A 24,748-nucleotide genomic window follows, 5' to 3' on the forward strand; every position below is an offset into this window, starting at 1 on the left:
CCTGTTCGGGTTGGTCGATGGGGGGAGCGCCGGTCACGCGGCGGTCTCTGCGGTCAAGGTGGAGCGGGCGGCGGTCGGCGCCGCGCCGGACAGGTCGTCCGCCACGACGAGGCCGTAGACCTCGCGGGCCTTCTGCCGCGACAGGAAGCCGAGCCGCACGTCCTCGACGACGGCGTCGGGCGCGCGGGTGAGCGGGTCGCCGAAGCCGCCGCCGGAGGCCGTGTAGTGGGTAACGGTGTCGCCAGTGGCGATGGGCTCATAGTCGCCGATCGCGTGGTCGAGGACGCGCTCGCCCGGCAGCCCCTCGTTGACGATCCAGCGCCCGCCCTGGCCGGCGAGGCCGCCGGCGATCCCCTGCGGATGCGTCACCGTCTTCTGCGAGGTGTGGGCGAGCTGCGCCTTGCGGCCGAGCACGCGATAGGTCAGCACCTGCCCGTTGCCGCCGCGCATGCGGCCGGCGCCGCCGGAATCGACCTGGATCTCGCGGCGCAGATAGAGCACCGGATTCTCCGCCTCGATCGCCTCGATCGGCGGCAGCGGCGCGTTGGTGACGTGGCAGGACATGACGTTGGCGCCGTCCGCCTTCGCCGTCGCGCCGAGCCCGCCGGGCATCGCCTCGCCGAACATGGAGATGCGCCCACCGCCCTCGCGCGGTTCGCTGGCGATGAAATTGTAGATGCAGCCGCAGCTGTCGGCGACGACCCGGTCCGGGATCACCTCGGCGAGCGCGCCCATCACGAGGTCGACGATCGTGTGGCACGTCACCATGCGCTGGAAGACCGCCGCCGGGCGTTGGGCATTCACGAGCGAGCCGGGGGGCGCGATCACGTCGATCGGCGTCTTGCAGCCCTCGTTGCTCGGCACCTCCGGGTCGGTGATGCAGCGCATCACGTAGAAGATGGCCGCCCAGGTCGCGGAGAGGGGCGAGTTGATCGGCCCGTCGATCTGCGGATCGGTCCCGGTGAAGTCGAAGAGGATCGAAGAGCCCTTCACCGTGATCGCGACCTTCAGCGTGTAGGGCCCGCCCTTGGCGCCGTCGTCGAGGATCCGCTCGGTGTGCCGGTAGGTCCCGTCGGGGATCTCCTCGATCACCATGCGCGTGCGCGTTTCGGACTGGGCGATCAGCGCGGCGAGCCCGGCATCGACGGTCGCCACCCCGTAGCGCGAGAAGAGGTCGCGCATCTCGGCGGCGCCGGCGAGGATCGACGCCATCTGCGCCTTGAGGTCGTTCTCCATCGTCTCGGGGAGGCGCGTGTTGTTGAGGATCACCGCGAGGATGCCCTCGTCCGTCACCCCGCGGCGGGCAAGCTTCACCGGCGGGCAGCGCAGCCCCTCGTGGAAGATGTGGAGGTTCCAGCCGCGCGTGCCGGGCGTCGCCGCGCCGATATCGAGATGGTGGACCATCAGCCCGACGAAGCCGACGAGCTCCCCCGCGACGAAGACCGGCGTGAACAGGATGTAGTCGTTGGTATGGGCGCTCGCGAGGGAGGTCTCGTGCGAGTAGGTGTCGTTGGTGCCGACGATGTCGCCCTCGGCCCAGTCCTCGACGGGGATGTGGTTGGCGAGGATGCTCTTCAGGCACACGCCGACGCAGTTGAGGTGGATCGGGATGTTCGCCGACTCGGCGAGGAGCCGCCCCTCGCGGTCGAACACGGCCGCCGAGCAGTCCTCCATCTCCTTGACGATGAACGAGGTGGACGCGCGGATCATGCGGCCGGTCGTGCGCTCGGCGATGCCGCGCACCGCGTTACGGATGATCTCGATGAGCACCGGTGTCAGCGCGCCGCCGGCCTTCGCCGCCTGCATCATGGTGATGGCCTCGCTCATTGGGCCTGCTCCTGGCGTGCGATGATGTTGAGGAAGCGGTCCGTCTCGCAGCGCCAACCGGGCGGCACGTAGAGCGTGGAGCCCGGATATTCGACGATGATCGGGCTTTGCAGCGTCGCGCCGGCCTTCAAGTCGCCGATGCGGAAGACCGGCACCTCGACCCGCTGGTCCGGCCCGACCGCCACCATGCGTGTCGATGCCGGGACGGGCGCCGCCGCCTCGCCCGAAGCCGTTTCCATCGGCGTCACCTTCGGCACCGTGCCGATCGCCGAGACGCGCACATTGACGATCTGGACCGCCTTCGCCGCATCGGCATAGCCGAAGCTCGCGCGGTGCTGGGCGTGGAAGCGGTCCTTCAGTGCGGCAAGGTCAATGGCGCCGTCGACGGAGGTGAGCGGCACGGAGAGATCGTGCGCCTGGCCCTTGTAGCGAACGTCCGCGCTGAGGAGGAAACGGCGGTCCGCCAGGGCGACGCCCTCGGCCTCCAGCGCCGTGTCGGCCTCGGCCACCAGCGCGTCGACCGTCGCGACGAGCGCGGCCGGGTCGACCTCCTCGATCGTGGCGATCACGCTGCGGACGAGGTCGTGGCGGATGTCGGCCGCGATCAGCCCGAGGGCGGACACGTTGCCGGGTGCGAGCGGGATGATGACGCGGCGGATGCCGAGCTCGGCCGCCAGCGCGACGGCGTGAAGCGGCCCTGCCCCGCCGAACCCGACGAGTGCGAAGGTGCGCGGATCGAGCCCGCGTTGGACCGAGACGAGCTTGATCGCGTCGACCATATAGGCCTCGGCGATGGCGATGATGCCGAGCGCGGTCTCCTCGATCGACATGCCGCTCGCGTCGGCGATCCGGCCGATGGCCTCGCGCGCCTTCTCCTCATCGAGCGCGCGGCGCCCGCCGAGGAAATAGCCGCCATTCAGCCGCCCGGCGACGAGGTTGGCGTCCGTCACCGTCGCCTCGGTCCCGCCTTGGCCATAGCAGGCGGGGCCGGGCCGGGAGCCGGCCGAGCGCGGGCCGATCTTGAGGCCCTTCACCGGGTCGAAGGAGGCGATCGAGCCGCCGCCCGCGCCGATCGCGATGAGGTCCAGCATCGGCACGAGCAGCGGATGGCGGCCGATCGAATTGCGGTTGGTGAGCGTCGGCGTGCCGCCCGCGATCAGCGAGACGTCCGCGCTCGTGCCGCCCATGTCGAGGGTGATGAGGTTCTCCTCCCCCGCGGACATGCCGACGAGGAGACCGCCCACGATGCCCGCCATCGGCCCCGAATGGGTGATCGCCGCGGGCAGGCTCTTGGCGAAGTCGAACGACATGACGCCGCCATTGCCGCGCATGATGTGCGGCGCGGTCGGAATGCCGTCGGCCTTCAATTCCGCGCCCAGCTTGTCGAGATGGTGAGCGATCGGCGCCTTCACGAAGGCGTTGATGACGGTGGTGCTCGCGCGCTCATACTCGCGGAACTCGCGGGCGATCGCCGACGAGATCGACACGTTCATGTCCGGGTGGCGTGCCGCGATGATGTCGCGTGCGGCCTCCTCGTGGACCGGGTTGGCGTAGGCGTGGAGGAAGCAGATCGCGACGGAGGTGACGCCCTGCGCCTTCAGCGCGTCCGCGGCGGCCGCCACCTCGTCCGCGTCGAGCGGGGTGACGATGGTGCCGTCGAAGGCGATGCGCTCGGTGACGGTGCGCCGCTTGTCGCGCGGGACGAGGGGGCGGGCCGGGCGCCAGTTGATGTCGTAGACGTTCGGCCGGCGCGAGGCGCGGCCGATCTCGAGGAGGTCGCCGAACCCGCCGGTGCCGATGAAGCCGACCGGGACGTTGTCTTCCTCGATGATGATGTTCGTGACGAGCGTCGTCCCGTAGACGAAGCGGGCCGTGTCCCCGGCCGTCTTGCCGATGCTGCCATAGAGGTCGGCGATGCCGCTGCGGATGGCGATGTTCAGGTCATCGGGCGTCGTCGGGACCTTGAGGGTGCTGATGGCGCCTGTCGTCTCGTCGAACACCGCGATGTCCGTGTGTGTGCCGCCTGTATCCACTCCGACCCGGACGCCCACGTCATGCTCCTTTGTTCACCATGCTTAAAAAGTTGACACCCCCGTCACACGGCCGTCAAACTAATAATTTCTATGTAAAAAAGTAGCTGGAGTAATATTTGGATGAGACCCGATCCGCAGGGGCTGGAGGCCTTCCTCGTCATCGTCCGGCACGGGACGATCAGCGCCGCCGCGACCCGGCTGGGGCTGACCCAGTCGGCCGTCAGCCAGCGGATCCGCCGCCTCGAGGACAGCATCGGCGCGCGCCTCCTCCACCGCCACCGCGGCAAGGCGCTGATCAGCCTGACGTCGGACGGCGAGCGCTTCCTGCCGCTCGCCCAGCGGCTCGAGGACCTGCTCGGCGAGATCGCCGACGCCACCGAGGACCGCCGCCCCGTCCTCAGGGTCGGCGGCGCGCACACCTTCTCCGACTTCATGCTGGCGCCGCTGGTGCCGGACCTCTTGTCGCGCGATCGCGGCATGCGCGTGGACCTCAGGTCCGCCCACTCGCTGGAGCTCTACGCCCAGCTGAAGCGCATGGAGCTCGACGTCGCCTACGTCACCTACCGCCAGCCCTCGCCCGACCTCGTCGCCGATCTCGTCTTGGAGGAGCCGTTCGTCGTCGCGACGACGCTGAGCGCGGTCGACGGGCCGATCGACGTGCGGACGCTGCCGCTGGAGCGGCAGATCCTGATCGTCTACGGACCGGAATATCAGGTCTGGGCGCGTGACAAGTTCGGCGCGATGGTGATGCGCTCGGTGTCGATCAACGACATCCGCCTGGCCCTCACCCTCCTCCAGAACGGCGCGCTGTGGTGCATCATGCCGCTGTGCGTGGCGAAGAGCTTTGCCGCCCGCACCGGCATCGCCTACGCGCCGATCGAGGCGCCCCCGCCCCCGCGCAGCATCTACCGCGTCTTCCGCCGCGACCTCGCCGACGAGCTCGACGCCTGCCGCCGCACCGTGGACGGGTTGATCGCGGCCTCAACCGGGTTTCGGGGTGAGGCGCGGGCTGAGAGGGAGTAGGCGGCGCATCGGAGAGCCGGCGCGGACCATCCGGCTGTGGCTCGGGTCTGGTCGGGGATGGGTGTAGAAGGGCTGGCGCGCTCCAAAGGAGGCATGCGCCTTATTCCGAAGCGGCCAACCTGTTGAAAAGGTTGGTGGGTGCACAAGGACTCGAACCTTGGACCCGCTGATTAAGAGTCAGCTGCTCTACCAACTGAGCTATGCACCCCCGCTTGGGAAGGTCGACATAAGGGACCGGGGCGGCGGCGTCAACCGCCTTGCCGATATTCGATGTCAGGCGGCCTGGTCGTCGGCCTTGCGCAGGTAGCAGCCGGTGATGCGCCACTCGCCGTTCGGTTGCTTCGCCAGCGTGTAGAGCGCCGTCCACGACTTGCCGGTGTTGTCGGTGAAGCCGACCTCCTGGGCGAAGCCGTCCCCCTCCATCGCCTTGGAGCGCAGATAGACGACCGACTGGGCGTGATAGACCGGACCGTAGCCGCGGCGGACCATGCGGATGAAGCGCTCCGGCGTCGGGAACATGCGTTGGAGCTTGGGTCCGGCGAGCGCGTAGGCGGCATCGGCATTGCCGGTGCGGAACGCCTCGAGCTGGGCTTCGATCGTCTCGCGCACGTCGAGAGGATCGGCTTCGACAGGAGTTGCGAAAGCAACGAACGCCGCGAAAACGGCAGGTACAAACACTGACTTCATGTTCACTCTCCTTGCCTGGCTAACAGCATAGCAAAGAGCGTACCAACCTGAAGCTACAGATTGCGCCCGGTGCGCGTTTGGCGTGGAAAAGCGCCATCTCGGCAACAGCTTCGCACCGCAAGCGGCGCCGGGTACCGGCTGGGTCCTGCACCTTCAAGGCTCGGGCGCGACCATCGCCGCGCCCGCCCTCGAGGGGCGCGCGGCGGGGCCGCGCGCCGTGTGCCGTGTGCCGGGATCAGCCGACGAGGTCGCGGATCGTCTCGCGCAGGAGCGGGCCGAGGTCGCCGCGATCGAGGCCGTAGGCGAGGTTCGCGCCGAGGAAGCCGATCTTGGAGCCGCAGTCATAGGTCGTGCCCTGGAAGCGCAGGCCCATGAAGCCGTCCTCGCGCATCAGGGTGAGCATCGAGTCGGTGATCTGGATCTCGCCGCCCGCGCCCTTCTCCTGCTTGGCGAGCAGGTCGAAGATGCGCGGCTTCAGGATGTAGCGGCCGGTGATGATGAGGTTGGACGGGGCCGTGCCCTTCGGCGGCTTCTCCACCATGCCGGTCACCGGGAAGACGTCGCCCTCCCCTTCGATCTCGACGACGCCGTACTGGTCGGTCCGGTCCGGCGCGACCTCCTCCACGGCGATCACGTTGGTGCCGTGCTCGTTGTAGACGTCCATCATCTGCGCCATGCAGCCGCGCTCGCCCTTGATGAGCACGTCCGGCAGGAGGAGCGCGAAGGGTTCGTCGCCGACGAGATGGCGCGCACACCAGACGGCATGGCCGAGCCCGAGCGGAGCCTGCTGGCGCGTGAAGGACACGTTGCCGGCGGGCGGCAGCTCGGCCTGGAGCTGTTGGAGCTGGGCAGTCTTGCCGCGCTCGCGCAGCGTCGCCTCGAGCTCATAGGCGATGTCGAAATGGTCCTCGATCACGCCCTTGTTGCGGCCGGTCACGAAGACGAATTGCTCGATCCCCGCTTCGATCGCCTCGTCCACCACATATTGGAGGACGGGCCGGTCAACGACCGTGAGCATCTCTTTGGGCATGGCCTTGGTCGCGGGGAGGAAGCGCGTGCCGAGGCCGGCGACGGGAAGTACGGCTTTGCGAACGGGCTGCATCTAATCGCCTTCGGTGTCTCTCTCTGATGCCGCTGTGGGCGGCGGTCCCCTATGGCTTAAGGCTTAACAGTCGATAGCGAAAGGTCCTTTCGCAGAGCATACCGATCGAGAATGCCCCGATCACCCATCCGCCATAGTAGTAAGGATCGAAGAAGGTGCTCGTGAACTCGGGGAAGAAAAACATTCGACAGAGTTCCGTCGAATGCATGAACGGATTCCAATAGAGAATGTTTTGGATTTTTGTCGGCATGGATTCCGCTGTGTAGAACATACCCGACATGACCGACAGCGGGGCGGTCATGACTGCGAAGAGGCGTGCCCAGAACGGAAACCACGACTTGATGACAAGGTTTATTGCGGCGATCCCGATGCCGATGATCATGTTTCCGATCAGCGGGATCATCGCGAGAGTCAGATTTTCGGGGCTGTCCGTGTTGTAAACTATTTTAAAAAACATCGTTATAGAGACGAAAAGTGCTGCAATCATGACCCAATTGGCGAGCGCGCCGCCGAAAATAAGATCCATGGGGCGCAATTGCGGCAGCGCGAGCGACTTTCGCATCTTGTTGAAGCCCATCTCCGCGCCGCTCACGATGTTGCGGAAGCAGGAGATCGGCAGAATGCCCGTCATCAGGAAGATGAGGACGAAGTCGCCCATATCGGCCGTGCGCAGGCGGATCGCGGTGAAGACCAGCGTCATGATCAGGATCTGCGCCAGCGGCTCCAGGAGGCCGGACAGAACGCCGATGGGGGACTCGCGGTGCTTCATCTGGATGTCGCGGACAGCCAGCGTGTAGAAGATCCGCGCCTGCGAGCCTATCGAGCGACCGATCGCGCTCATATTTCACCCCTCCTCTGGCGTCGCCGCCAGCAGAATACGCAAGAACCCTGCGCCGACCCGCCCCAGCGCCGCCCTGCCCGACGGACAGGGATCATCGCAGCCGGAAATCCGCGGCGAGCGGATCGGACGCCTCTGGATAGCACGGATCGGCGTCGAGATAATCGCCCCAGAGTTGGCGGAACGCGTCGGCCTCGCCCGCACGCATCCAGCGCCACACCGGTCCGCCCCGCGCGAATAGGTCGCCGGTCCGCGGCCGGCCGATCGAGGCGGACTCGTGGTGGACGGCCATCGATTCCGGCACGAGGCGGTTTTCGAGCCCCCTTGCGTGCGCGCGGAGGCAAAGGTCGATGTCGTTATAAAGTACGCCGAAACGGGCGCTGTCGAAGCAGCCGAGGCTGAAAAACAGCTCTCGCCGCAACGCCATCAGCGCGCCGGTGACGCCCGCGACGCGGGTCGTCTCGCGCTGGCGGCCCGCGTGCCCCGGCCGGTTGCCGGGCAGGAAGCGCTCGGCGTGGCGCACGCGCGCCTCTCCGGCGAGCACCAGCCCCGCGTGCTGGACGCGGCCGTCCGGATAGAGGAGGCGCGCGCCGGCAAGGCCCGTCTCCGGGCGCATCGCCTCGGCGAGGAGGGCGGCGAGCCAGCCGGGGTCGACGAATTCGAGGTCGTTGTTCGCGAAGACCAGGATTTCGCCCCGCGCGGCGCGGGCGCCGAGATTGGAGAGGGCGGCGAAGTTGAAGGGGCGGCCGTCGCGGATGACCTGCACGCCGGGGCGCGTCGCGGCCTCGGCGAGGAGGGCGAGCGCCGCCGCGTCCGTCGTGCCGTTGTCGACGAGGATCAACTCGTGCGCCTCGGGCGTGTTCGCGAGGCTCGCGAGGAAGCGGGAGAGGTGGTGCGGCGCGTCGCGCGTCGCGACCACGATGCTCGCGGACGGCAGGGTCGCGGCCGGGCTTTCCGGGGAGCGCCCGCGCGGGCGCGGCGCTTCGATGCGGCCGAGCCAGTCGACCGCCCGCCCGCGCACGTCGCGTGCGGCGAGGCGGACGGCGTGGCGCGCGGCCGCGAGCGGCTGGCGCTCGACGCGGAGGCCCCGGACCACGATATCGCCCCGCTGCTCGCGCGGGCGCAGGAGGAGCGTCGCGGTGGGGCGGTCGAGGCGGATGAAGCCCGCATGGGAGCCGCGCCCGTCCACCGGCCGCAGGATGCGCAGCGTGTCGAGCGGCGAGGCCGCGCCGCCATCGGCGAGGAGACGCGGCTCGACAAGCGCGGGCTCACCCCCGGCGGTGAGGAAGGTGGCGGCGAACCGGTACGCGCCGGGCTCCAGCGGCGGGTCGAAGCGGAGGCGGAGCACCCCCGCCTCCCCCACGGCCATGCGCTCCCCGTCGACCGTTACCGCCTCGGCGGCCTCGATCCGCACCCGCCCGTCCCAGCTCGCGGGGGTCTCGACCGGCGCGGCCGGCGCGGGGTCGGCACGCGGCGGGAGGCGGAGCGGGCCGACGTTCCAGTCGGGCAGCATCGAGACCCAGGGCGCCGCGGGGGCGAGGTCGAAGGCGCGCACCTCGATTGTCCCTCCCTCGACGGGGAGGAGGCGGAGGGCGGTGAGCGGCTCGGAAAGGGCGAAGATGGCGTTCGCGCGCGGGCCCTCCGCCGCGAGACGGAGCGGCAGCGGGCCGGCGGTGGTGAGGATCTCGGCGCGGAGCGCGGCCGGCGCGGCGAGATCCAGCGACAGGCGGTAGGTTCCGGCCCGCCGGTCGAGCGCGACGGTCAGCCAGGCGGCGTCGGCGGGAAAGGCGAGGCGCGGGCCTTCGGCGGCGATCCCCGCGTCGATCCGCGCCCGGCCCGCGAAGGCGGCGAGCGCCGCGGGCGGGCCGTCGGCGTCAGAAGACGGGGTCAAGCTCGGCGAAGGACGGGAGGATCCGGTCCTTTTCGGAGAGCACCGCCGCTGAATTGTCGATCCCCCAGTCGATGGCGAGGTCGGGATCGTCGAACCGGATGCCGCCCTCGCTCGCCTTGTCGTAGAAGTTGTCGACCTTATAACAGACAGCGGTATTCGGCATAAGTGTCACGAAACCATGCGCAAATCCGCGTGGGACGAGCAGTTGAGCGCCGTTCTCGGCCGTCAACTCGGCCGAAACCCATCGACCGTACGTTGGCGAGCCCGAACGGATATCGACCGCGACGTCGAGGATCGCGCCGGCGACACAGCGCACGAGCTTGGCCTGCGCAAAGGGAGGGGCCTGGAAATGAAGGCCACGCAGCGTGCCTTTCGGCTCGGACAGGCTCTGATTGTCCTGGACGAAGTCGAGCGCGAGCCCGGCATCCTCCATCCGGCGGCGGCTCCACGTCTCCTCGAACCATCCGCGATCGTCACGGAAGCGTCTCGGGGTCATCAGGACGACCTCGGGCAACTCCAACGGGATGAACTCCACGCAACGACTCCTCTAGGCATTTGGTCTTTTCACAAGAGCGTGTATGACGGGGGGCACTACGAGGTAAAGCGGGGTGTCGCTGCGTGAGCCGGCCACTCATCCTATTCGACCTGACGCGGCTGTTGAGCGCTTCGGGGCGATCTGCCCCCACCGGCATCGAGCGGGTCGAGTTCGCGTACGCGCGGTGGCTCCTCTCGCTGAAGCACGCGCACGTGCGCTTCGTGGTGACGATGAACAGCTCGGTGCGCCTCGTCGCCGACAGTGAAGTCCCCGCCTTCCTCGACAAGCAGGCCCGCACCTGGGCGCGCGGCGCGCAGGGCTTCTCCGCCAACCGCGCGCTCGCCAACGTCAATCATTTCCTCCAGGGCGGCGGCGCACCGCCCGCCCCGCGCCTCGGCTACATGTCGCGCGAGGAGCGCCTCCAGCGCCGCCAGTCGCTGACGCCCGACCGCAAGCGCGGCCCCCTCGCGAGCTGGGCGCAGCAGATGGCGGCAAACTGGGCGCGCGAGCCGCTGGCCCCCCTCCTCCAGCGCTGGGCGCGGCGGCGGCCCGTCATCTACCTGCGCGCCTCGCTCGATCGCATGGAGCGGGCTGGCCCGATCGAGCGGATCAAGGCGTTCGAGGGGGTGAAGATGGTGACGATCTGTCACGACATCATCCCGCTCGACTTCCCCGAATTCGTCCGCCCCAACGCGGTGGCGCTCTGCGCGGCGCGGGTCGAGACGATGGCGCAGCATTCGGACGGGATCATCGTCTCCTCCCGCTACAGCGCGCATCGCCTCGCCCCCTTCCTCCAGCCGCACCGGCCGCGCGTGATGGTCGCCCATATCGGCATGGACGCCCCGCCCGCTCCGACCATGGAGCTACCGGATGTCGCGGAGAAACCGTTTTTCCTCGTGATCTCCACGATCGAGGCGCGGAAGAACCATCTCCTCCTCCTCAATCTGTGGCGCCGCCTCGCCGAGGATCTCGGCCCCAACGCGCCGAAGCTCGTCATCGTCGGCAAGCGCGGCTGGGAGGCGCAGACGCCGATCGCGATGCTCGACCGGGCCGACCAGCTCTCCAACCTCGTCTACGAGGCGGGCGCGGTGCCGGACAACGCGCTCGACGCGTTGCGTCGCAAGGCGACGGCGGTGCTGATGCCCTCCTTCGTGGAAGGGTTCGGGATGCCGGTCGCCGAGGCGCTCGCGGTCGACACGCCCGTCATCGCCTCCGACATTCCCGTCTTCCGCGAGACGACGGGCGACGCCGCCGAGCTCATCGACCCGCTCGACGGCCCGGCCTGGCGCCAGGCCATCCTCGACTATGCCGACCCGGCCTCCCCCCGCCGGGCCGCCGCCGTCGCCAAGGCGAAGGCCTACACCCCGCCCTCGTGGGAGAGCTATTTCGACACCGTCGGGGACTTCCTCGACCAGTTCACCGGCGAGCCCGCCCCCTCCCTGACCGAGCGCGCGCGCCGTGCGCTCGGGCAGGTCGCGCTCGACGGCGCCGATGCGACCCCCACACCTCAGAAGCTCTGAGATCCACACCTCGCGCGCGCCGACGGTTGCCACCGGCGCTCCATTCAGGCTTTAGCTTCGTCGCGCCCGCATTGGACCGGGGCGCAGCCGTCGCTTGACGCCAAGCGGCACGACCGATGGGAGACGCCCTTTGACCGCCATTATTGACATCGTTGGCCGCGAGATCCTGGACAGTCGCGGCAATCCCACCGTGGAAGTCGACGTGGTCCTGGAAGACGGGACGCTCGGCCGCGCCGCCGTCCCCTCCGGCGCGTCGACCGGGGCCTACGAGGCCGTCGAGAAGCGCGACGGCGACGCGCGCTTCGGCGGCAAGGGCGTGCGGGAGGCCGTCGCGGCCGTGAACGGCGAGATCTTCGAGACCCTCTCCGGCCTCGACGCCGAGCGGCAGCGCCACATCGACAGCCTGATGATCGCCCTCGACGGGACGCCGAACAAGGCCCGGCTCGGCGCGAACGCCATCCTCGGCGTCTCGCTCGCCGTCGCGAAGGCGGCCGCGATCGCGAACAACGAGCCGCTCTACCGCTATCTCGGCGGCGTGAACGCCTCGATCCTGCCCGTCCCGATGATGAACATCCTCAACGGCGGCGCGCACGCGGACAACCCGATCGACTTCCAGGAATTCATGGTGATGCCGATCGGCTACCCCTCCTTCTCGGAAGGGCTGCGGGCCGGCGTCGAGATCTTCCAGTCGCTGAAGTCGCGCCTCAAGAAGGCCGGCCACAACACGAACGTGGGTGACGAAGGCGGCTTCGCGCCGAACCTGCCGTCCGCGCGCGCCGCGCTCGACTTCATCATGGAAGCGGCCGCCGACGCGGGCGCGGCCATGGGCAAGGACGTCTTCCTCGCGCTCGACTGCGCGGCGACCGAGTTCGTGGCCGACGGCCAGTATCGCCTCGAAGGCGAGCAGCGCACGCTCCAGCCGGCTAAGATGGTCGACTATCTCGCCGAGCTCGTCGAGGCCTACCCGATCGTCTCCATCGAGGACGGCATGGGCGAGGACGACTGGGAAGGCTGGGCGATGCTGACCGAGCGCATTGGCGCGAAGTGCCAGCTCGTCGGCGACGACCTCTTCGTCACCAACGAGGCGCGCCTTGCCGAAGGGATCGAGAAGAAGGTCGCGAACGCGATCCTCGTGAAGGTGAACCAGATCGGCACCCTCACCGAGACGCTCGACACCGTGGACCTTGCCCACCGCAACGGCTACCGCGCCGTCATGAGCCACCGCTCGGGCGAGACCGAGGACGTGACGATCGCCGACCTCGCCGTCGCCACCGGCTGCGGCCAGATCAAGACCGGCTCCCTCGCCCGCTCCGACCGGACGGCGAAGTACAACCAGCTCCTGCGCATCGAGGAAGCGCTCGGCCCGAGCGCGCGCTACGCTGCGCGAGGCTTGCCAGTCTGACGCGAGGCTTGCGACTCTAACGCGAGCGATCTTTACCTAAAGTTGTTCAGCGCTCATGGTCTTCCCGTGAGCGCGGTGACGAGCTCCCGCCTCTCCTCCGAGATGAAGCGGGAGACCCGTCATGGACACCGTCACGATTTCCGGGCCGCGCCAGTCGACCGACTTTTCGCGGCCCGGCTACGTCATCGCCGCCAGCGAGACGCACTATCGCTTCACGCCGAACGCCTACGTCACCGCCACCTCCGACGCGGTGAAGGCCGACAATCACACCAAGAATATCCTGGAGATCGAGGGCACCCTCACCTCCACCGGCGCGTCGGCCGTCTATCTCGCCGGGGGCGGGCAGAACACGGTGAATGTCGACCAGGGGGCGACCGTCGTCTCCGCGAGCGTCGCGCTCGCTGTCAGCGGCAACAGCAACACCATCAACAATTCCGGCCGCGTGGTCTCCCAGCGCGCGAACGCGATCAGCCTCACCGGCAACCAGAACATTTTTGACAATCGCGGCGTCATCGAAGGCGCGACCAACGCGGTCTTCTTCGGCGGCGCCGGCAATCGCGGCACTAACTCGGGCGAGCTTCTGAGCGGCCTCTCCGCGATCTACATCAACGGGCGCAACAGCCGCTTCGACAATGAGGGGCTGATCGACTCGGGCGATGTCGGCCTGCGCGTCGCGGGCGACTCCTTCACCTTCGTCAATTACGGCACCGTGCGCGGCGCCTATGGCGCGGTGGAGACCACCAGCGGCTCCAACCTCAACCTCCAGAATGCCGGCACGCTGTCGGCCGCCTCTGGCGCGACGGTCCTCATCGGGCCGAGCACCGCGAATGCGGCGAATATCAACAATGTCGGCGTGATCGACGCCGCCGCCGACGGGGGCGAGGCGATCCGCGGCGCCGACGGGGTCGAGACCGTCAAGAATTCCGGCATCATCCGCGGCGATGTGCTGCTGAATGGCGGGCCCGACCAGTTCACCTATGTCGACGATGGCAGCGTCACCGGCCGCGTCGATGGCGGCGCGGGCAACGACACGATCACCGGTGCCGCCCGGCGCGATTCCTTCGAGGGCGGCGAAGGCGACGACTCCCTCTCCGGCAATGGCGGCGACGATCGCATCCTCGGCAACGAGGGGGCCGACCTCATCTATGGCGGCGGCGGGTTCGACACGCTGATCGCCGGGAACGACGACGACCGCGCCTATGGCGGGGACGCCGGCGACCGCATCCTCGGCGGCGCGGGGCAGGACCGGCTCTTCGGCGAGATGGGCAACGACCAGCTCTATGGCGACGAGGACGCCGACACGATCTATGGCGGCAACGGCGAGGACCTCATCTATGGCGGCAGCGGCAACGACCTCGTCGAAGGCCAGGACGGGTCGGACACCGTCTATGGCGACGACGGCAATGACCGCCTGCTCGGCGGCACCTTCCGCGACTTCCTCTATGGCGATGACGGGGCGGACCGGGTCGAGGGCGAGGCCGGCAACGACGTGCTCGGCGGCGGGAAGGGCAACGACACGCTCCTCGGCGCGGCCGGCGACGACACGCTGATCGCGGACGACGACCGCGACTCGCTGGAGGGCGGCGATGGCCGCGACGTGCTCCACGCCGGCAACGGCGACGACTATCTGAACGGCGGCGCCGACGCGGACACGCTGAACGGAAATGTCGGGTTCGATGTGTTGGACGGCGGCCAGGGGAACGACGTCCTCAATGGCGGCCCGCAAGGCGATCTCCTCAACGGGCAGCAGGGCATCGACACGCTGCGCGGCGGCGACGGGAGCGACACGCTCTATGGCGGCGCGACGGGCGACCGGCTCTTCGGCGAAGAGGGCAACGACCTCATCATCGGGACAGAGTCGGCCGACACGCTGGATGGCGGGGTCGGCAACGACACGCTGAGCGCGGGCCGCGGCAACGACCGGGTCATCGGCGGCGCGGGCGTCGACCAGATCCTCGGCTTCGTCGGCAACGATACGCTCTATGGCGGCGCGCAGAATGACAGCATTTCCGGCGGCGGCGCGAACGACAGGATCTTCGGCGACAAGGGCAATGACCGCCTCTTCGGCGACGCCGGCAACGACACCCTCTTCGGCGGCCCCGGCCGTGACGGGATGACGGGTGGCGACGGGGCGGACCGGTTCATCTACACGCCGAAGACCGGGTCCGACAGCATCCACGATTTCAGCCCGCGCATCGACACGCTGGACCTCACCGCCTTCGACCTCACGCGGGCGGATCTGCGTGACTATGCCAGCCAGTCCGGCCAGAACCTCGTGTTCAATTTCGGCAAGGGCCAGATCCTGACCGTCGAGGACGTCAAGCTCGGCGACATCCTCAACGACATTCTGATCTGAGCGTCAGCCCCAGACGGTGCGCAGGCGCGCGGCGGTCGTGGCGAAATCGCCGGCCTCGATCGCCTCGCGCAGCTCGCGCATCAGGCGCTGGTAGAAGGCGATGTTGGTCCAGGAGAGGAGCGTCGCGGCGAGCGGCTCGCCGACGCGGACGAGATGGTGGAGATAGGCGCGCGAATAGTCCTGCGCCGCCGGGCAGTCGAGCGTCGGGTCGAGCGGGGCGGTGTCCTCGGCGAAGCGCGCGTTCTTGAGGTTCAGCTTGCCCTCGCTCGTGTAGGCGACGCCGTGGCGGCCGGCGCGCGTCGGCATCACGCAGTCGAACATGTCGACCCCGCGCTCCACCGCGCCGATGATGTCGCCGGGCGTGCCGACGCCCATGAGGTAGCGCGGCGCGTCCGTCGGAAGGCGCGGGGCGACCTTGCTCACCGCCTCGAACATCTCCGCCTGCGGCTCGCCGACCGCGAGGCCGCCGATCGCGTAGCCCTCGAACCCGATGGCGACGAGGCCCTCGGCCGAGCGCGCGCGCTCGCTCTCGTCGGTCCCGCCCTGGACGATGCCGAACTGGAGGCGCCCGGCCGGGGCGAGCTCCTGGAAGGTGCGGCGCGCGCGGGCGGCCCAGTCGAGGCTCAGCGTCACCGAGCGGCGGATCGCCTCCGGCTCGGCCGGCAGGCGGACGCACTCGTCGAGCTGCATCTGGATGTCGGAGCCGAGCTTCAGCTGGATGTCGACCGCCCCTTCCGGGGTGAGGCGATGCATCGAGCCGTCGACATGGCTCTTGAAGGTCACGCCGTCGGCGTCGATGCGCCGGAGGTCGGAGAGCGACATCACCTGGAAGCCGCCGGAATCGGTGAGGATCGTCTTCGGCCAGCGCATGAATTCGTGGAGGCCGCCGAGGCGGGCCATCCGCTCCGCGCCAGGCCGCAGCATCAGATGATAGGTGTTGCCGAGGACGACTTCGGCGCCGGTCGTGGCGACGTCGCGCATCTGCATCGTCTTGACGGTCGCCTGCGTGCCGACGGGCATGAAGGTGGGCGTCTCGACGGTGCCGTGCGGCGTCACGAGCCGCCCGCGCCGTGCCCCGCCATCGGTGGCAAGGAGGGTGAAGCTCATCGGGTCTCCGGGAAGAGCAGCGAGGAGTCGCCGTAAGAATAGAAGCGATAGCCGGAGCGGACGGCGTGATCGTAGATCGCGTGCATCCGCGGCAGGCCCACAAGCGCGGCGACCAGCATCAGGAGCGTCGACCGCGGCAGATGGAAGTTCGTCATCAGCGCGTCGGTGACGTGGAAGCGGAAGCCGGGGCGGATGAAGATGCTGGTCTCGCCATTGAAGGGCGCGAGCGTCCCGCACGCGGCCGCGCTCTCGACGAGGCGGAGCGCCGTCGTCCCGACGCAGACGACCCGGCCGCCGGCAGCCTTGGTGGCGCGGATCTCCTCCACCGTCTCTGGCGCGATCTCGCCGGTCTCGGCGTGCATCTCGTGCTCGTCGAGCCGCTCCACCTTCACCGGCAGGAAGGTGCCGGCGCCGACATGGAGGGTGACGCGCGACAGGCCGATCCCGTCCGCAGCGAGGCGGGCGAGGAGATCGTCGGTGAAATGAAGCCCGGCCGTCGGCGCGGCGACGGAGCCCGGCAGGTTGGCGTAGACGGTCTGGTAGTCGTCGAGGTCCTGCGCGTCGGGCGCGCGCTTCGCCGCGATGTAGGGCGGAAGCGGCATCGAGCCTGCCGCGAGCGGATCGAGCGCGAAGCGGATCGTGACCGTCGGCCCCTCGCGCGACAGGACATGCCCCTCGATGAGGCCGCCCGCGCCGAAGCGGATGACATCGCCGGGCCCGACCCGCTTGGCGGGCTTGGCGAAGGCCTGCCACACACCGGGGTCGGTCTCGGCCAGAAGCGTCAGTTCCACCCGCGCCGTGCCCCCTGCCCGCACGCGCTCGCCGGTGAGCCGCGCCGGGATGACCCGGCTGTCGTTCACGACGAGGCGGTCGCCGGGGCGCAGATAGGCGGGGAGGTCGCGCACGCGCGCATCGTCGAGCCGCCCGTCCGGGTGGGAGACGAGGAGGCGCGCCGCGTCGCGCGGCACCGCCGGGCGAAGCGCGATGGCTTCGTCCGGCAGGTCGAAATCATAGTCGGAAACGGACCCGCCGTCGGCGACGGCGAGCCCTTCGGCCGGTGTGATCAACCGCCCTGGCCGTCCGCGGCCACGCGCGCCTTCAGGATCTTGTCCGGATTGCGGACCGCCCCGTTGTTCTGCATCGTGCCGGCGTTGAGGTTGTCGATGTGGTTCATGCCGTCGACGACGCGGCCGAACACGGTGTACTGGCCGTTGAGGCTCGGCGCGCTGTCGAACATGATGAAGAACTGCGAGTTGGCGCTGTTGGGGTCGCTGGTGCGGGCCATCGACACGATCCCGCGCACGTGCGGCTCGCGGTTGAACTCGGCGTCGAGGTCCGGAAGGTCCGAGCCGCCCGCGCCCGTGCCGGTCGGGTCGCCCGTCTGGGCCATGAAGCCCGGGATCACGCGGTGGAAGGGCACGCCGTCATAAAAGCCCTGGCGCGCGAGCGTCTTCAGCCGCTCGACGTGGTTCGGGGCGAGGTCCGGCAGCAATTCGATGACGACCTGGCCGTCCTCGAGCTCCAGGATGAGCGTGTTCTCGGGGTCCAGCGTCGCCGCATGCGCGCTGGTGCACAGCGCCATGGCGGCAACGGCAAGCAGTCGTGACATCATAGGGTGTTTCCTTATTTCAACGGGCCATCGTCCAACCGGCCTCAGACACTCGCCGTGGATCGCCTCGGCGGCCCGGCCTATTTCGCGTAGCGCGCCCCGAGCCGCTCGGCCACATCCGAAGGGACGAATTCGGAGACATTTCCGCCGAGCTTGGCGATCTGCCGCACGAGCGTCGCCGTGATATGGCGCACTTCGGGGGACGCGGGAAGGAAGATGGTGAAGATCTCCGGCCGCAGCGTCCGGTTCATCCCGGCCATCTGCATCTCATAGTCGAGATCGGTGCCGTCGCGCAGGCCGCGGATGAGGAGCGTCGCTCCCACCTCCGCCGCCGCCTCCGTCGCGAGCCCCTCGAACGCGATCACATCCAGGCGATCCGCGAGGGTCGGGTCCGCCTCGGCGATCGAGGCGCGCAGCATCGCGACACGTTCATCGAAAGTGAAAAGCGGCGTCTTTCCCGGATGAACGCCGATGCCGACGGCCACCCGGTCCGCAACGGCGAAAGCTCGCAAGAGCACATCCATATGACCGTTCGTGACCGGGTCGAACGAGCCAGCATAAAAGGCAACGCGCATCGATTATTCCAATTGTCCGGATTTCATTAAGGTTTTCGCTACCTGCGAAATCTTAACCATTTGGGCGGGGATAACGCATTCGTCGATCATACTAAGGTAAACAGCGAATGATCATTTTACATCTGGAATCGTGGAACACATTGACTATTTGCACGTTGTTCCGACACGAGCCGGATGGAAGCGCCGCCTGAAATTGGAGCGCCCGGCCCGGGAATAAGGGTCACCGCCCCGCGTTGGTGCAGTGACCGCAAAGTGGCGAACCTGACGATCTGTGACGTAGATCACTTAGGAACGCCGCATCGAAGTTTAAATTGTGTGTGTGAGAAAGAACCCTTTGGAGGGACACATGAGCGCGAAGAACCGGATCCTGAGCCCCGTTACCGCCACGATCATCGCCGGCGTTGTTGTTGCCGCGGCGACCCTCGGTGGCTCATTCGCATCCGACGCGCCTGCCACGAAAGGCGACCGGTTCAAGGTGATGGGCGACAATCTGTGCGCCGGTCAGGCCTGGCCGAACCTTTCCGCCGAGTGCCTTGCCTGGTCGCAGGGCGAGACCACGCCGCAGACTGTTCGCTATGTGACGATCGCCAATCATGACCGTGACAATGGCGTGACGACCCTCGCGCGGGTTCAGGACGAGCACTTCACGAACTGAACACGTGAAGTGTTATCGGGAAGATTCGTTTGAATCTGTTAATCACCCGTTGCGCATGGACGCCGGCCTCCTACATGGCAAACACTCAATTCTGAACCTGAGATGTACGAGGGCGACATGCGCCGCGTGTTCGTCAAAAGCTCTGTCGTTGCCACCGCAGTCGGGGTCGGCCTGCTTGTCGCGGCCCTGACCGCGAGCAGCCTGTCCGTGCCCGGCGCGCCGGCGGAAAAGTCAGACCGACTTTATCCGCTCCAGCCGTCGGCCTGCCCGGCCTGGAATTGCGACGATCAGGAAATGACCTACTCGACGACCGTCGAGACGGATGCCGAGAACGGCGTCACGACGCTCATTCGCTCGGCCGTCCCCGTCAAGTAAATGTGATCCGGACCTCTAAGGGCCCGAAGGTCACGCGCCTCGGCGCGCAACCTCCGTTCTTCCGGCCTTATTCGGTCGCGTCCGGCCCGGCCTCGTCGCCGGGCGCCGCGCCGTTCTCTTCGCCGTCTTCGTCCTCGCCTTCGGCCTCTTCCGTGATCCGCTCGACCGAGACGACGCGTTCGTCCGCGGCCGTGTCGAACACGATGACGCCTTGCGTCGCGCGGCCGGCGATGCGCACGCCGTCCACCGGCACGCGGATGAGCTGGCCGGCGTTGGTCACGAGCATGATCTGGTCGCTGTCGTCGACCGGGAAGCTCGCGATCAGCGGGCCGTTGCGGTCGTTCACCACCATCGCCGCGATGCCCTTGCCGCCACGGCCGGTGACGCGGAACTCGAAGGACGAGGTGCGCTTGCCGTACCCGTTCTCCGACACGGTGATGATGTGCTCTTCGGCGGCGCTCATCGCGGCGTAACGCTCGAGGCCGAGATCAAAGCTGTCGTCGACAGTCTCCTCCCCGGCCGCTTCCGGCCCCTCGACGGCCTCGACCGCCTCGCCGGCGACGGCGCGTCGACGCTTCAGATACGCGGCGCGTTCCTCCGGCGAAGTGTCGAAGTGGCGCAGCATCGACATGGAGATCACCTCGTCCTTCTTGCCGAGCGCGATGCCGCGCACGCCGGTCGAGGTGCGGCCGGCGAAGACGCGCAGCGCCTCCACCGGGAAGCGGATCGCCTGGCCGAGCGAGGTCGTGAGGAGAACGTCCTCCTGCGGCGTCGCGATCTGGACGCCGACGATACCGTCCCCGTCATCGAGCTTCATCGCGATCTTGCCCGCCCGGTTCACGTTCGTGAAATCGGACAGCTTGTTGCGGCGGACATTGCCCGCGCGCGTCGCGAAGAGAATTTCATAGTCGCCCCAGCTCGTCTCGTCCTCGACGAGGGGGAGGATCGAAGTGATCGTCTCCCCTTCCTGGAGCGGCAGGATGTTGACGAGCGCCTTGCCGCGCGCCTGCGGCGCCGCGAGCGGCAGACGCCACACCTTCTCCTTGTAGACGATGCCGCGCGAGGAGAAGAACAGGACGGGCGTGTGCGTGTTCGCGACGAAGACGCGGGTCACGAAATCCTGGTCGCGCGTCGACATCGCGGACCGGCCCTTCCCGCCGCGGCGCTGGGCCCGGTAGGTGTCGAGCGGAACGCGCTTCACGTAGCCGGCATGGGACACGGTCACGACCATGTCCTCGCGGTTGATGAAATCCTCGTCCTCGAGATCCGGCCCGCCTTCCTGCAGCTCGGTGCGGCGCGGGGTGGCGAACTGCTCGCGCACGACGCCGAGCTCGTCCTTGATGATCTGCTGGACGCGGCTGCGCGAGCGCAGGATGTCGAGATAGTCGGCGATCTCGTCAGCGAGCTTCTTCAACTCGTCGCCGATTTCGTCGCGCCCGAGAGCGGTGAGGCGCTGGAGGCGCAGATCGAGGATCGCGCGGGCCTGATCCTCGGAGAGGCGGATCGTGCCGTCCTCCTGGAGGCGGTGGCGCGGATCGTCGATGAGGGCGATGAGCGGCCCCATGTCGTGCGCGGGCCAGTCGCGGCTCATCAACGCCTCGCGCGCGGTCGCGGGATCGGGCGACGTGCGGATGAGGCGGATGACCTCGTCGATATTGGCGACCGCGACGGCGAGGCCGACGAGGACGTGCGCGCGGTCACGCGCCTTGCCGAGCAGGAATTTCGTGCGCCGGGCGATCACCTCCTCGCGGAACGCGATGAAGGCGGACAGGAGGTCCTTGAGGTTCAGCTGCTCGGGCCGGCCGCCATTGAGGGCGACCATGTTGCAGCCGAACGAGGTCTGGAGCGGCGAGAAGCGGTAGAGCTGGTTGAGGACGACGTCCGGATTGGCGTCGCGCTTCAGCTCGATGACGACGCGCATGCCGTCGCGGTCGGACTCGTCGCGCAGGTCCGAGATCCCCTCGACGCGCTTGTCGCGCACCAGATCGGCGATCTTCTCCACCATGGTGGCCTTGTTCACCTGGTAGGGAATCTCGTCGACGATGAGGGCGACGCGGTCGCGCGCCATCTGCTCCGTGCGCACCTTGCCGCGCATCAGGACCGAGCCGCGCCCGGTCTCATAGGAGGAGCGGATGCCGGCGCGGCCGAGGATGATGCCGCCGGTCGGGAAGTCCGGCCCCGGCACGATCTCCATGAGGTCCGAGATCGTGAGCGCCGGGTCGTCGATCAGCGCGACCGTCGCGTCGATGATCTCGCCGAGATTGTGCGGCGGGATGTTGGTCGCCATGCCGACCGCGATGCCGCCTGCGCCGTTGACGAGAAGGTTCGGGAACCGCGCCGGCAGGACCGTCGGCTCACGCTCGGAGCCGTCATAATTGTCCTGGAAGTTGACGGTGTCCTTGTCGATGTCTTCGAGAAGGGAGCCCGCGACGCGCTCGAGACGGACCTCGGTGTAGCGCATCGCCGCCGGGGCGTCGCCGTCGACCGAGCCGAAATTGCCCTGCCCGTCCACGAGCGGCACGCGCATAGAGAAGGGCTGCGCCATGCGCACGAGGGCGTCGTAAATCGCCTGGTCGCCATGGGGGTGGTACTTACCCATGACGTCGCCGACGACGCGCGAGGACTTCTTGTAGGGCCGATTCCACTCATACCCGTTCTCGTGCATCGTATAGAGGATGCGCCGGTGAACGGGCTTGAGGCCGTCGCGCGCGTCGGGCAGCGCGCGACTGACGATGACGGACATCGCGTAGCCGAGGAACGATTTCTCCATCTCGGTCGTGATGGAGATCCCGGAGATGCCGTCGCCACCCGATGAAGGAGGCGTGCCGCCCGGGTCCTGCGGCCCGCCGGCGCCTGCGTCTGCGGAACTGTCGTCGCTCACGAAACTCTGCCTGTCTGTTGGGAGTCCTCTTTAGCTAGGCGATTCAAGCGCAATTTGCCACCCATCGCGGCGCAACATCCACGCATGGGAGCTGGCCGCGCGGGGTTCGGGCCGCCTGTTAGCCCTGCCGCATCCGTCCGCCGCGCTCGCGCAGCGCCACGATGCGCAGGATGATCTTCGCATCCTTGCCGTAGACGGGGCGCCCGGCGGTGATGCCGAAGGCGGTGCGGTCGATCATGCCTTCGAGGCGCATGACGACGCGGCGCGGGTTCGAGCGCAGCAGCGTGCCGGTGAGCTCGACCGGGCGCGTCACGTCCTTGATGGTGAGGAGGCCGGTCATCACCACGCGATCGCCCTGCACGCTGCCGGTCGTGGATTCAAAGCGGGCGAAGGGGTAGCGGCTGGAATCGAAGCCATACCGCCCCTTGAGGGTGGAGACGCTGGAGGCGTTCTTCGTCGAGACCGAGCCGGTGTCGATGTCGGCCCGCGCGTTGACGATCATGCCGCCCTTGTCGAACGTCAGTTCGCCGAGCTGGAAGTTCATGTCGGCCGCGAGGTTGCCCTTCTGGCCGGGCACCACGACGCGCGCCATCGTCCGGTCGAGGACGAACATGTAGGTCCCCGGCTGGATGTCGGCCGCGCTCGCCGTCGCGACGAGGAGCGGGAGGAGGAGTGCGGCAAGGATCGCGCCTGCGGCACGGCTGAGAGCGGCCGGTATCAGGCGGCGGCTGTTCGGGGCGGCGGGCAGTCCGGCGAGGGCTTCGGTACGCGACATCAACTCAATCCTCCAAAGTTGGCCTTCGGACGATCGGTCAGCCGACCTGAACGTCACCGAAACGGACGAGCAAGGCGGTCGCATCGTCGGAAGGCTTGAAGCGAGGATAGCGCAGCCCCTCGGGGTCGTCGCGCTCGGCCGCGCGGATCGCGGCGAGCGGGCCCGGAAGCCCGCCCCGCGCCGCGTTCACGAGACTGGCGGGCGAATAGAGGCAATAATCCTCCACGGCGGCGTCGAACCCGTCGGTGACGAAGAGGGCCTCGCCGGACGGGGCGGCGTGATGGTGGCGGCGCGCGTGGCGGGCGGCGTCGGCGTCGGGCGCGAAGATCGGGTAGCCGCCCGGCGCGTTCGCCCGGTTGCGCGCGGCGCGCAGGAAGGCGAGCACGTCGGGATCGTCGCGCCGGGTCGCGCCGTTGAGGCGCGCGGCGCTCGACCGCTCCCCCGCCCGGCCCCGCGCGCTCCCGCCATAGCGCGCGACCGCGCCCTCGGCGGCGACATAGAGCCCGCAATCGCCGAGCTCGACGAGGTCGATCCCCTCCCCCGCGAACCGCGCGAGGAGGACGGAGGCTGTGGGAATCTCGTAGCGCTCACGCGGGGCGCGGATGCGTTCGGCGTGGAAGCGGGCCTCCACCTCGGCCGCCGCCGCGACGAGGAGCGCGGCCGGGTCGGGCGCATCGTGCGCCAGCGCGGCGAGCGCCGCGCCGAGCGCGGCCGCGAGCCAGGCCGCGTCGCTCGGTGCATCGAGGAGCGGCGTCTCGGCGAGGCCGGTCGCCCCGTCGATCACCCAGGCATAGGCGCCGCACGCGCCGAATGCGTCCTCGTTCGCGCGGTCAGGGTGTCCGGGCTCGCTGAGCCCGTCGACCACCCGTAGGATCAAAACGGGATGTCGTCGTCGAACGGCTCGTCGGCCGGCATCGGGCGCGGTCCGCGATCGCCGCCGCCGCTATAGCCGCGATCACCGCCGCCGCCATAGTTCCGGTCGCCGCCGCCACCGCCGCCGGCGCCGCCGCCATAGCCGCCGCCCGAGGCGCGGTCGAAGTCGCCGCCGGCAGCACCGCCGGCCCGCGTGTCGAGCATCTGGATGGTGCCGCCGAAATTCTGCACCGCGACCTCGGTCGTGTAGCGCTTCTGGCCCTGCTGGTCTTCCCACTCGCGGGTCTGGAGCTGGCCCTCGACGTAGATCTTCGAGCCCTTCTTCAGATACTGCTCGATCACCCGGCACAGCCCCTCGGAGAACACCACCACGCGGTGCCACTCCGTCTTCTCGCGCCGCTCACCCGAATTGCGGTCGCGCCAGGTGTCGGTCGTGGCGAGACGCAGGTTCGCGATGGGGCGACCGTCCTGGGTGCGGCGGATTTCGGGGTCCGCCCCCAGGTTGCCGATCAAGATCACCTTGTTGACGCTGCCAGCCATCGTCCCGCTCCATTCTGGTTTGCGTTGTCCGTTTCGCGGCGCCGGGACCCATGCCCCGCCTTCGCGCACAACGGGCAGCGCCCCACAAAATCAATCCGACCACCGTCTAACGAGGATGGCGCGGTGCGCCACCCCAGTTCGGCG

21 protein-coding genes and 1 tRNA gene are annotated in these 24,748 nt (G+C 68.6%); 6 read left to right on the plus strand and 16 right to left on the minus strand.

All coding sequences use genetic code 11. From position 1 onward, the window contains the following. Nucleotides 1-33: 33 nt before the first annotated feature. Both DBV35_RS24925 and DBV35_RS24930 read right to left on the minus strand, forming a co-directional pair. Complete coding sequence (locus DBV35_RS24925) at nt 34-1,827, minus strand: hydantoinase B/oxoprolinase family protein (protein WP_205648856.1); 1,794 nt, start codon at nt 1,825-1,827, stop codon at nt 34-36. Next, nucleotides 1,824-3,878 carry a hydantoinase/oxoprolinase family protein gene (locus tag DBV35_RS24930; RefSeq protein WP_108663103.1) on the minus strand — a complete coding sequence of 685 codons (2,055 nt, stop codon included), beginning with the start codon at nt 3,876-3,878 and terminating at the stop codon, nt 1,824-1,826. Before DBV35_RS24930 ends, DBV35_RS24925 begins: the two co-directional genes overlap by 4 nt. A 102-nt stretch (nt 3,879-3,980) precedes the next feature. On the opposite strand from DBV35_RS24930, the gene DBV35_RS24935 reads away from it, so the two are divergent. Further along, nucleotides 3,981-4,883 carry a LysR family transcriptional regulator gene (locus DBV35_RS24935; RefSeq protein WP_108663104.1) on the plus strand — a complete coding sequence of 301 codons (903 nt, stop codon included), beginning with the start codon at nt 3,981-3,983 and terminating at the stop codon, nt 4,881-4,883. 132 nt (nt 4,884-5,015) lie between these two features. Here DBV35_RS24935 and DBV35_RS24940 read toward each other — a convergent pair. The 6 genes from DBV35_RS24940 to rfbC form a co-directional block, all read right to left on the minus strand. Continuing rightward, nucleotides 5,016-5,091: transfer RNA gene (locus DBV35_RS24940), tRNA-Lys, on the minus strand. A gap of 65 nt (nt 5,092-5,156) precedes the next feature. Then, complete coding sequence (locus tag DBV35_RS24945) at nt 5,157-5,570, minus strand: DUF4864 domain-containing protein (protein ID WP_108663105.1); 414 nt, start codon at nt 5,568-5,570, stop codon at nt 5,157-5,159. Nucleotides 5,571-5,805: 235 nt separating this feature from the next. Continuing rightward, entirely contained in the window at nt 5,806-6,672 is an 867-nt protein-coding gene (gene galU, locus DBV35_RS24950) for a UTP--glucose-1-phosphate uridylyltransferase GalU (protein ID WP_108663106.1), read from the minus strand. A 49-nt stretch (nt 6,673-6,721) separates the two neighbouring features. Then, nucleotides 6,722-7,513 carry an ABC transporter permease gene (locus DBV35_RS24955; protein WP_108663107.1) on the minus strand — a complete coding sequence of 264 codons (792 nt, stop codon included), beginning with the start codon at nt 7,511-7,513 and terminating at the stop codon, nt 6,722-6,724. 91 nt (nt 7,514-7,604) lie between these two features. Then, nucleotides 7,605-9,401, minus strand: a complete 1,797-nt coding sequence (locus tag DBV35_RS24960) for a glycosyltransferase (protein ID WP_108663108.1) — start codon at nt 9,399-9,401, stop codon at nt 7,605-7,607. Beyond that, nucleotides 9,385-9,936 carry a dTDP-4-dehydrorhamnose 3,5-epimerase gene (gene rfbC / locus DBV35_RS24965; RefSeq protein WP_108663109.1) on the minus strand — a complete coding sequence of 184 codons (552 nt, stop codon included), beginning with the start codon at nt 9,934-9,936 and terminating at the stop codon, nt 9,385-9,387. Before rfbC ends, DBV35_RS24960 begins: the two co-directional genes overlap by 17 nt. A gap of 83 nt (nt 9,937-10,019) precedes the next feature. Here rfbC and DBV35_RS24970 point away from each other — a divergent pair, with 83 nt between their 5' ends. From DBV35_RS24970 to DBV35_RS24980, 3 genes are all read left to right on the plus strand, one after another. Beyond that, a complete protein-coding gene (locus DBV35_RS24970; RefSeq protein WP_157961963.1) occupies nt 10,020-11,456 on the plus strand; it encodes a glycosyltransferase family 4 protein in 1,437 nt (478 codons plus the stop codon). Between the two features lie 130 nt (nt 11,457-11,586). Further along, nucleotides 11,587-12,858, plus strand: coding sequence for a phosphopyruvate hydratase (gene eno, locus DBV35_RS24975; RefSeq protein WP_108663111.1), 1,272 nt, complete (start codon nt 11,587-11,589; stop codon nt 12,856-12,858). A 121-nt stretch (nt 12,859-12,979) separates the two neighbouring features. Further along, on the plus strand, nt 12,980-15,214 hold the full coding sequence (locus tag DBV35_RS24980; protein ID WP_108663112.1) for a calcium-binding protein: 2,235 nt from the start codon (nt 12,980-12,982) through the stop codon (nt 15,212-15,214). 3 nt (nt 15,215-15,217) lie between these two features. Here DBV35_RS24980 and tgt read toward each other — a convergent pair whose 3' ends face one another. From tgt to coaD, 4 genes are all read right to left on the minus strand, one after another. Beyond that, the gene (gene tgt, locus DBV35_RS24985) at nt 15,218-16,321 is read right to left on the minus strand and encodes a tRNA guanosine(34) transglycosylase Tgt (protein ID WP_108663113.1); all 1,104 of its coding nucleotides are present in this window, start codon (nt 16,319-16,321) and stop codon (nt 15,218-15,220) included. Continuing rightward, a complete protein-coding gene (queA, locus tag DBV35_RS24990) occupies nt 16,318-17,385 on the minus strand; it encodes a tRNA preQ1(34) S-adenosylmethionine ribosyltransferase-isomerase QueA (protein WP_108663460.1) in 1,068 nt (355 codons plus the stop codon). The genes tgt and queA overlap by 4 nt, the downstream gene beginning before the upstream one ends. Then, nucleotides 17,385-17,930 (minus strand): peptidylprolyl isomerase, encoded by a 546-nt coding sequence (locus DBV35_RS24995; RefSeq protein WP_205648894.1) that lies wholly within the window; start codon nt 17,928-17,930, stop codon nt 17,385-17,387. Before DBV35_RS24995 ends, queA begins: the two co-directional genes overlap by 1 nt. 80 nt (nt 17,931-18,010) lie before the next feature. Then, nucleotides 18,011-18,505, minus strand: coding sequence for a pantetheine-phosphate adenylyltransferase (gene coaD, locus DBV35_RS25000; RefSeq protein WP_108663115.1), 495 nt, complete (start codon nt 18,503-18,505; stop codon nt 18,011-18,013). 346 nt (nt 18,506-18,851) lie between these two features. Between coaD and DBV35_RS25005 the strand changes: the two genes are divergently transcribed. Next, entirely contained in the window at nt 18,852-19,160 is a 309-nt protein-coding gene (locus DBV35_RS25005) for a hypothetical protein (RefSeq protein WP_108663116.1), read from the plus strand. A gap of 102 nt (nt 19,161-19,262) precedes the next feature. After that, nucleotides 19,263-19,535 carry a hypothetical protein gene (locus DBV35_RS25010; protein ID WP_108663117.1) on the plus strand — a complete coding sequence of 91 codons (273 nt, stop codon included), beginning with the start codon at nt 19,263-19,265 and terminating at the stop codon, nt 19,533-19,535. A 67-nt stretch (nt 19,536-19,602) separates the two neighbouring features. Here the strand turns inward: DBV35_RS25010 and gyrA are convergent, their stop codons facing one another. The 4 genes from gyrA to ssb all read right to left on the minus strand — a co-directional run bounded on the left by gyrA (nt 19,603) and on the right by ssb (nt 24,604). Further along, nucleotides 19,603-22,416 (minus strand): DNA gyrase subunit A, encoded by a 2,814-nt coding sequence (gene gyrA, locus DBV35_RS25015; protein WP_108663118.1) that lies wholly within the window; start codon nt 22,414-22,416, stop codon nt 19,603-19,605. A gap of 118 nt (nt 22,417-22,534) precedes the next feature. Further along, nucleotides 22,535-23,191: a YceI family protein gene (locus tag DBV35_RS25020; protein WP_157961964.1), complete on the minus strand. Its 657-nt coding sequence runs from the start codon at nt 23,189-23,191 to the stop codon at nt 22,535-22,537. A gap of 37 nt (nt 23,192-23,228) precedes the next feature. Then, a complete protein-coding gene (locus DBV35_RS25025) occupies nt 23,229-24,068 on the minus strand; it encodes a protein phosphatase 2C domain-containing protein (protein ID WP_108663120.1) in 840 nt (279 codons plus the stop codon). Further along, the gene (ssb, locus tag DBV35_RS25030; RefSeq protein WP_108663121.1) at nt 24,065-24,604 is read right to left on the minus strand and encodes a single-stranded DNA-binding protein; all 540 of its coding nucleotides are present in this window, start codon (nt 24,602-24,604) and stop codon (nt 24,065-24,067) included. The genes DBV35_RS25025 and ssb overlap by 4 nt, the downstream gene beginning before the upstream one ends. Nucleotides 24,605-24,748: the final 144 nt, after the last annotated feature.

This window comes from Acuticoccus kandeliae (assembly GCF_003073115.1).